Source organism: Streptomyces sp. AcH 505, from assembly GCF_000818175.1.
Taxonomy (GTDB): domain Bacteria; phylum Actinomycetota; class Actinomycetes; order Streptomycetales; family Streptomycetaceae; genus Streptomyces.
Genome location: NZ_JTIY01000002.1, coordinates 363,612 through 370,302 on the forward strand (window position 1 = coordinate 363,612; position 6,691 = coordinate 370,302).

Consider the following 6,691-nt stretch of genomic DNA (forward strand, 5'->3'; position numbering starts at 1 on the left):
GCCGCCGCCTCGTCCGTCAGGACCGAGGCGTGCACCGCGTCCCGTACCCGCACGGACATCCCGGTGTCGGTGAAGGTGGCCGGGCGCGACACCAGCATCAGCGACACACCCACATTGGCCGACATGATCATCTGGGCCGCCAGGGCCGGGGACATCCGCAGTCTGCCCAGGGCGGCCGCCCGCTCCAGGTCGTGGGTCAGGATCCGGTGGGACTCCAGCGCCGAAGCGGGCGGCTCGCGCATCGCGGGGGAGTTCATCAGCCGGTACAAGTTACGGTTCGCCAACGCGAATTCGACATGGCCGTTCCAGCCCTCGCGCAGATCCTCGACCGGATCGGTGCTCGGCTCCCGCCGCCGCTTGGTCTCCAGATACCGGTCGAAACCGTGGTCCACGACGGCCGACAGCAGGCCTTCCTTGTCGCCGAACTGCCGGTAGAGCACGGGCGCCCCGATGCCGGCGGCCTCACAGACCGCGCGCGTCGAGATGTCGCCGTTGGGCGACCTGGCCAGCAGCTCCGCCGCCACCTCCAGAATCCGTACGCGCGTGCTCATGGGCGGATGCTACCAACCGGCCCGTAGCGACGCTCGCGCGAGCGCGTGTCATCCGCTACGGACGGCCGGTGCCCCGGGCTCAGAGAAGCTTCCACAGATGGTCGTCGGTCCCGGTGTCGGCGAACTGCACCACCTGGGCGCTGTCGGCCGTCGACATCCCGTCCACGCCCAGCACCTTGCCGCTGTGCTTGTTGCGGACGAGGAACCACCCGTCGCCCTTGTCGACCAGTTGCCACAGATGGTCGTCGGTGCCGTTGTCCGCGAACTGCACCACCCGCGCGCTGTCGGCGGTCGACATCAGGTCGACACCGAGCACCTTCCCGCTGTTGCCGTTCCTGATGAGCTGCCAGCCGCCGCCCGCGTCGGTCAGCTGCCAGGCGTGGTCGGCCGTACCGGAGTTGGTGAACTGGACCACCCGCGCGCTGTCGGCCAGCGACATGCCGTCCACGGCGAGCACCTTGCCGCTGTGCTTGTTCTGGACGCGCCGGTACGGGGGCGCGGCCACCCAGGCGTGCCCGTCGGGCGCCGCGGTCGGGAACGCGCTGATCCGCAGCCGGGCCGCGCCCATCGGGATCAGTGTCACCTCCTCGGGCACCGCCGCGCTGCGCGCGGGGCTGTCCTGGAGCGGGGTGACGACATGCTGGGCGTCGGCGGTCCACTCGGCGAGACGGCGGGCCGGCGCCGTGATCCGTACCGGAGCGCCGTCCTGGGTGAACGGGTCGGCGGCGAGCGGCCCCGCGTCGGCCGTGAACCGCAGGCCGCCGAGCGGGTCGGGCGCGAGGGCGTAGTTCCAGGCGGTGGTGGCGTGCACGGTGTACTCGGGGAAGTCGGCGGTGCCCGCGTAACGGTCGTACCGCTCACCGATCTTGAGCGAATAGCTCAGCGGACCGTGGTCCACGCCGACCGCGCCGTGGTTGTGCTGCCAGGTGCGTACGGTGGTGCGCTGCGGCAGCCGCAGGGTGACCTGGTCGCCGCTGTGCCAGGTGCGGTCGACCTTGACGAAGGCCGGTCCGGCGGGGGCGCTCACCCGCGCGCCGGCCACGGTGAGTTCGGGGTCGGCGCACCAGCCGGGGATGCGCAGCCGGAGCGGGAAGGCGACCGCCTTCGGGGTGGTGACCGTGAGGGTGACCGTCTCCTTGAAGGGGTAGTCGGTGTCCTCGGTGACGGTGACCAGCGTCCCGTCGCCGCCCACCTTCGCGCGCACCTCGCTCGCCGCGTACAGCGAGGTGGCCAGGCCGAGGTCGGGTGTCGCCAGCCACAGCTCCTCGGTGAAGTAGGGCCAGCCCATGCCGTAGTTGTGCGGGCAGCAGCGGTACTGGTCGACGCCCGGCTGGAACGACTGCATGGCGAAGCCGTTCTGGAACTGGCCGTTCGTCTTGGGGGTGTTGTCGAGATCGACACTGTTCGCCGCTGTGATGTAGTGAATGCCACGGCCCTGCGGGTCGGTGGCGGCGGGCAGCATGTTGAAGGCCAGTTCCTCGCAGCGGTCGGCCCACACCGGATCGCCGGTGATCCGGGTCAACAGCTCGTGGCTGGCCATGAATTCGACGATGCCGCAGCTCTCGAACCCCTGCCGGGGGTCGCCGAACCCGGGCCGCGCGTTCTCGTCGCCGGCGAAGCCGCCGCCGGGGAACTGCCCGTACGTGCCCATCACGTTGGCGTAGTTGCGGTACGTGGCGTTCGTGAGATCGGCAGACCCCGAGCGCAGGGCGTACTGGGCGGGTTCGCGGAAGCCCTGGGCGATGTTGACGTTGTGCAGGTCGGGGAAGTTGTCGACCCAGTTCGCGCCGTGGTTGTGCATCGAGTCGGCCAGGTCCAGGAGGAACGACTCACCGGTGCGGTTGTAGACCCAGAAGACCACGTCCAGGCCGTCGCCCCAACGCTTCGACACCCAGCTGGAGTTGAAGGCGCCGGGGCCTTGCGCGTTCATGAAGCGCAGGAACGGGAGCAGGAAGGGGATGATCCGGGTGTCGCCGGTGAACTCCTCGTGCGAGCGCAGGGCCTGGAGCAGCGGGAGGTACGGCCAGAAGTCCGGCCCGCCGTTCAGCGCGGTGCGCAGCCGGGTGGGGCCGAAGAAGCCGTCCGGCTGCTGGGTCGCGATGATCGCGTCGATCCAGCGCCCTGCGGCGTCCATGGCGGCCCGGTCGCCGGTGAGGGCGCCGAGTCCGACGTATCCGCGCAGCCAGTAGGTGACTTCCTCCCAGCCCGCCTTCTCCGGGTGGACCCAGCCCGACTCGTCGAACTGGAGGAAGTGGGACACCTCGGCGTACCGGCCGAACAGTCCGCCGAGCAACTGCCTGAGCTGTCCGGCCAGCCAGCCGCGCGCCGTGACGCTGCCGAGCGGCAGCTTCTGGAAGGCGGCGGGGGCCAGTGGGGCCGCGTTCGGGGTGTACCAGCCGCCGGCCGGTGCGGCCTTCGCCGCCGCGCCCGGCGTCACGGCCGAAGCCGGTGCGGCGAAGTGTCCGAGGACGCCCGCACCGCCGAGTGTGAGGGCGCCGGCGTGCAGGAAGCGTCGTCTGTCGATCATGACCGGGGACTCCCGTCCTTCGTGCGTTGCCCGACCGTCCTGTACAACGTTGCAAATAAGTTCGTTGGCATGACAGCACGCAGCCCTCGCCTTGTCCAGGTCCATGACAAAAGCGAGGGCTCTCCGAGCGGCGGCCGTCAGGCCACCGGGACCGCGCGGGTACGGAACCGGTCGGCGTCCCCGCCGAGCACCACCGCGCGCTGCGCCTCGATCTGCTCGTGCGGCTGGCCGAGCGTGATCGCCCCGGCCTCCGTCAGCCGCTGGTACTGCTCGGCGCTCAGCGGCACGTCGAGCGCGGCCAGATAGTCGTCCAGCTGCTTGACGGTGCGCGGGCCGATGATCGGCACATAGGCGGTGGTGGCACGGGCCGCCCGCTCGCGCAGCCACGCCATCGCCACCTGCGCCGGCGGCGCCCCGATCTCCTCCGCCACGGCGAGGACCGCGTCGACCGCCGCCGTCTTGCGGCCACCGTCCTCGGTGTGGAGCAGCCGCTTGAGCACGGTCTGCTGCCGTCCCTCGTCACCGTCGCGGTACTTGCCGGTCAGCAGGCCGCCGCCCAGCGGCGACCACAGCGCGGCGCCGAGCCCCAGCGCATCGGCCATCGGGAGCAGCTCACGGTCGGCGCTGCGCTCCACCAGGCTGTACTCGAACTGCACGGCGCTGACCGGGGCCCAGCCGCGCAGCTCCGCCAGGGCCACGGCGCGCGAGACGCGCCAGGCGGGGAAGTTGGAGAGCCCCGCGTAGTGGATCTTCCCGGCGCTCACCAGGTCGTCCAGACCGCGCAGGATCTCCTCCATCGGGGTGACCGGGTCGGGGAAGTGCACCCAGAACAGGTCGATGTGGTCGGTCCTGAGCCGCCGCAGGCTGGCCTCGACCGCCCGGACCATGTTCTTGCGGCTGTTGCCCGTCGCCTGCACCCCGGCCTGCGGAGTGACTCCGTTGGTGAACTTCGTGGCGAGGGTGAAACGGTCGCGCTCGGCGGCGATCAGATCGGCCAGGATCTCCTCGGACTCGCCGAACTGGTAGCTCTCGGCCGTGTCGACGAAGGTGCCGCCCGCGTCGGCGAACCGGTCGAAGATCTTGCGCGCCTCGGCGGGCTCCGCCCCCGTGCCCCATCGGGTGCCGAAGTTCCCCGCACCCAGGGCGTACTCGGACACCCGTAGTCCGTTGGCGCGGCCGAAGGTCGTGTACTGCATGGCGAGGCTCCTCATGTGCGACGGCGACCCGAAGCGAAGTAAACCGAATGTTCTACCTACGACGCTACACCGCACCCGCAGTCAAGTAAAACGATCGGTATGCTTGAGGGTGTGAAGACGACAGCGGAGGCAGTGGAACGACAGCCGCGCGGCGGCCGGGGGGCGCGCGAGCGGATCCTGACGACCGCGGAGAAGCTCTTCTACGAGCAGGGCGTCAACGCCACGGGGATGGAACAGCTCACCTCGGTCGCGCATGTCTCGCGGCGCACCTTCTACCAGCACTTCGCCGGCAAGGACGACCTCGTGGCCGCCTATCTGGCACGGGTCGGCGCACCCGGGTCCACGGGCCGCGAGCAGGTCCTCGACCGTACGGACCTGGCTGCCCGTGAGCGGCTGCTCGCGCTCTTCCGCGACCCGCCCGACGGTGCCGCGCTGCGCGGCTGCCCCTTCCACAACGCCGCCGTCGAGTTCGCCGACACGGACTCGGCCGTCCGCACGCTGGTCGGCGCACACAAGCGGGCATTCACCCGGCGCGTGACGGAGGTCGCCACCGAAGCGGGCGCCGCCGACCCGGCACAGCTCGGCAGCAGGCTCGCCGTCCTCTTCGAGGGCGCCACGTCGCTCGCCCTCTCGCTGAACGAGCCGCGGCCCTTCGCCGACGCGCGCGAGCTGGCGACCCTGCTGGTCGACGCGGCGACGGAAGGCGGTAAAGGGCGCCGCCCCGGTGTCGCGGTGATTGGTGATCATGATGCCCGGGCACTCGAAAGGAGTGACCGGCTGTAGCGGCGGCCCTCGGGCCGCTGCCGCCCCGGCCGGGGCGGACGCCGGGTCGCTGAATGAAGGGAGTGGTCCGCATGCGTGCGCACAGACGCGCCCCCGGGCGTGCCGCACGTGCGACGTATCTTCTGCCGAGATCCGACACCTCGGCCCGGTGGGCGCGTCATCTGACCGGTGCCTACCTCGACCACGGCTGTGGCGAGCCGATCTCCGCCGATCAGATGGACGACGCCAAGCTCGTCGTCTCCGAACTGGTCACCAACGCCACCCGCTACGGCAGGGGCAGCTGCCGGCTCCGGCTGAGCGTGGGAAACGGCCAGGTCACCGTAGAGGTGCATGACGACAACCCGGCCCGGCCGGTGCTGCGCGTTGCGGAACCGGCCCAGACGGTGGACACGGACAACGCGTCGGCCGAGAGCGGCCGTGGGATCGCGCTCGTCTGCGCGCTCTCGAACCAGTTCGTGGTGCTGCGCGGTCCCGGCACGGGCAAGACCGTGCAGGCCGTCCTCCCCGGCTGCTGAAGCCGCCCCCGTAGTCAGTCCGCGCTTCTCAGTGGAGCGCTCCTCCGACGACCCGCAGGTCGGTCGTCGTACGCGCTGCCGTGCTGAGCACGGCGGCGAGCCCCCTGGCGATGTCGCCGACCGACATGGACGGCTCCGCCTTCTCCGTCACCTGGTGCGGGGCGAACGGCACATGTACGAACCCGCCGCGCAGCGCCGGGCGTTCGGTGGCGATGAGATGCGCGAGCCCGTAGAACACGTGGTTGCACACGAAGGTCCCTGCCGTCTGGGAGACGGCCGCGGGCAGCCCCGCCGCCCGCACCGCCTCGACGCAGGCCTTCACCGGCAGGGACGCGAAATACGCCACGGGGCCGCCCGGGACGACCGGCTCGTCGACGGGCTGGTTGCCCGCGTTGTCGGGGATCCTCGCGTCGTCCACATTGACGGCGACCCGCTCCACGGCGAGCCCGGTCCTGCCGCCCGCCTGGCCCACGCACAGCACCAGCCGGGGGTCCGTCCGCCCGACGGCGGCGCGCAGCTCGTCCAGCGCCGTGCCGAAGACACAACTCAGCCTGACCGCCGTGATGTCGAGCCCGTCGGGCGGCGCCGCCGCCACGAGCGAGACCGCGTCCCAGGAGGGATTGACCTCCTCGCCGCCGAACGGTTCGAAGCCGGTGAGGAGCACGTTCATGAAAGCCGTCGCATGGAAGCCGTCCGTCAGAGGATCGTCCGACGATCCGACAAGCGTCGGAGTCGTACGCCGCTAATTGTCCTCGACGGCGTCGGCGACCGTGCCGAGGAGGCGGGCATGCGCGTGATGGCTGCTCGGCGTCTCCGGGTTCCAGGGCAGGATCCGGGCCCGCCCGGCGATTGCCCGCCAGTGCTCGTTGTCCGCGAACTGCTCGCGCGGCGCCGCGTTGGCCCGTACGTCCGCCAGCACGATGTCCGGCGCGAGCGCGGCGGCCTCGGACCACTGTGCGGTGTACCAGTTGGCGCCAGGCCCTTCCGGCGGTTCGACGAGCCCGACCCCGAGATCGCTCAGGAACCGCAGGTCCGGCCAGGTCTGCGGGCGGGCCAGATACGCCGTGCCGGCGTCGGCCGCCGACAGGGCGAGCACCCGGGGGCCGCCGCCGGCCGCCG

General features: G+C 71.3%; 6 protein-coding genes and 1 pseudogene. 2 read left to right on the forward strand and 5 right to left on the reverse strand.

Annotated elements, in window-relative coordinates; genetic code table 11:
* From HY68_RS31745 to HY68_RS31755, 3 genes are all read right to left on the reverse strand, one after another.
* A partial coding sequence (locus tag HY68_RS31745; RefSeq protein ID WP_041998288.1) for a TetR/AcrR family transcriptional regulator occupies positions 1 to 551 on the reverse strand: 551 nt, incomplete at its 3' end.
* A 79-nt stretch (positions 552 to 630) separates the two neighbouring features.
* Positions 631 to 3,078 (reverse strand): RICIN domain-containing protein, encoded by a 2,448-nt coding sequence (locus HY68_RS31750; protein WP_041998290.1) that lies wholly within the window; start codon positions 3,076 to 3,078, stop codon positions 631 to 633.
* Positions 3,079 to 3,215: 137 nt separating this feature from the next.
* On the reverse strand, positions 3,216 to 4,274 hold the full coding sequence (locus HY68_RS31755; protein ID WP_041998292.1) for an aldo/keto reductase: 1,059 nt from the start codon (positions 4,272 to 4,274) through the stop codon (positions 3,216 to 3,218).
* Between the two features lie 111 nt (positions 4,275 to 4,385).
* On the opposite strand from HY68_RS31755, the gene HY68_RS31760 reads away from it, so the two are divergent.
* Positions 4,386 to 5,057, forward strand: a complete 672-nt coding sequence (locus HY68_RS31760) for a TetR/AcrR family transcriptional regulator (RefSeq protein WP_241778826.1) — start codon at positions 4,386 to 4,388, stop codon at positions 5,055 to 5,057.
* 71 nt (positions 5,058 to 5,128) lie between these two features.
* Positions 5,129 to 5,572 (forward strand): ATP-binding protein, encoded by a 444-nt coding sequence (locus HY68_RS31765; RefSeq protein WP_042000384.1) that lies wholly within the window; start codon positions 5,129 to 5,131, stop codon positions 5,570 to 5,572.
* Positions 5,573 to 5,600: 28 nt separating this feature from the next.
* On the opposite strand, the gene pcp is transcribed toward HY68_RS31765, so the two are convergent.
* A complete protein-coding gene (pcp, locus tag HY68_RS31770; protein WP_041998296.1) occupies positions 5,601 to 6,242 on the reverse strand; it encodes a pyroglutamyl-peptidase I in 642 nt (213 codons plus the stop codon).
* Positions 6,243 to 6,314: 72 nt separating this feature from the next.
* A pseudogene (locus HY68_RS31775) lies at positions 6,315 to 6,691 on the reverse strand (ABC transporter substrate-binding protein); the annotation flags it as partial.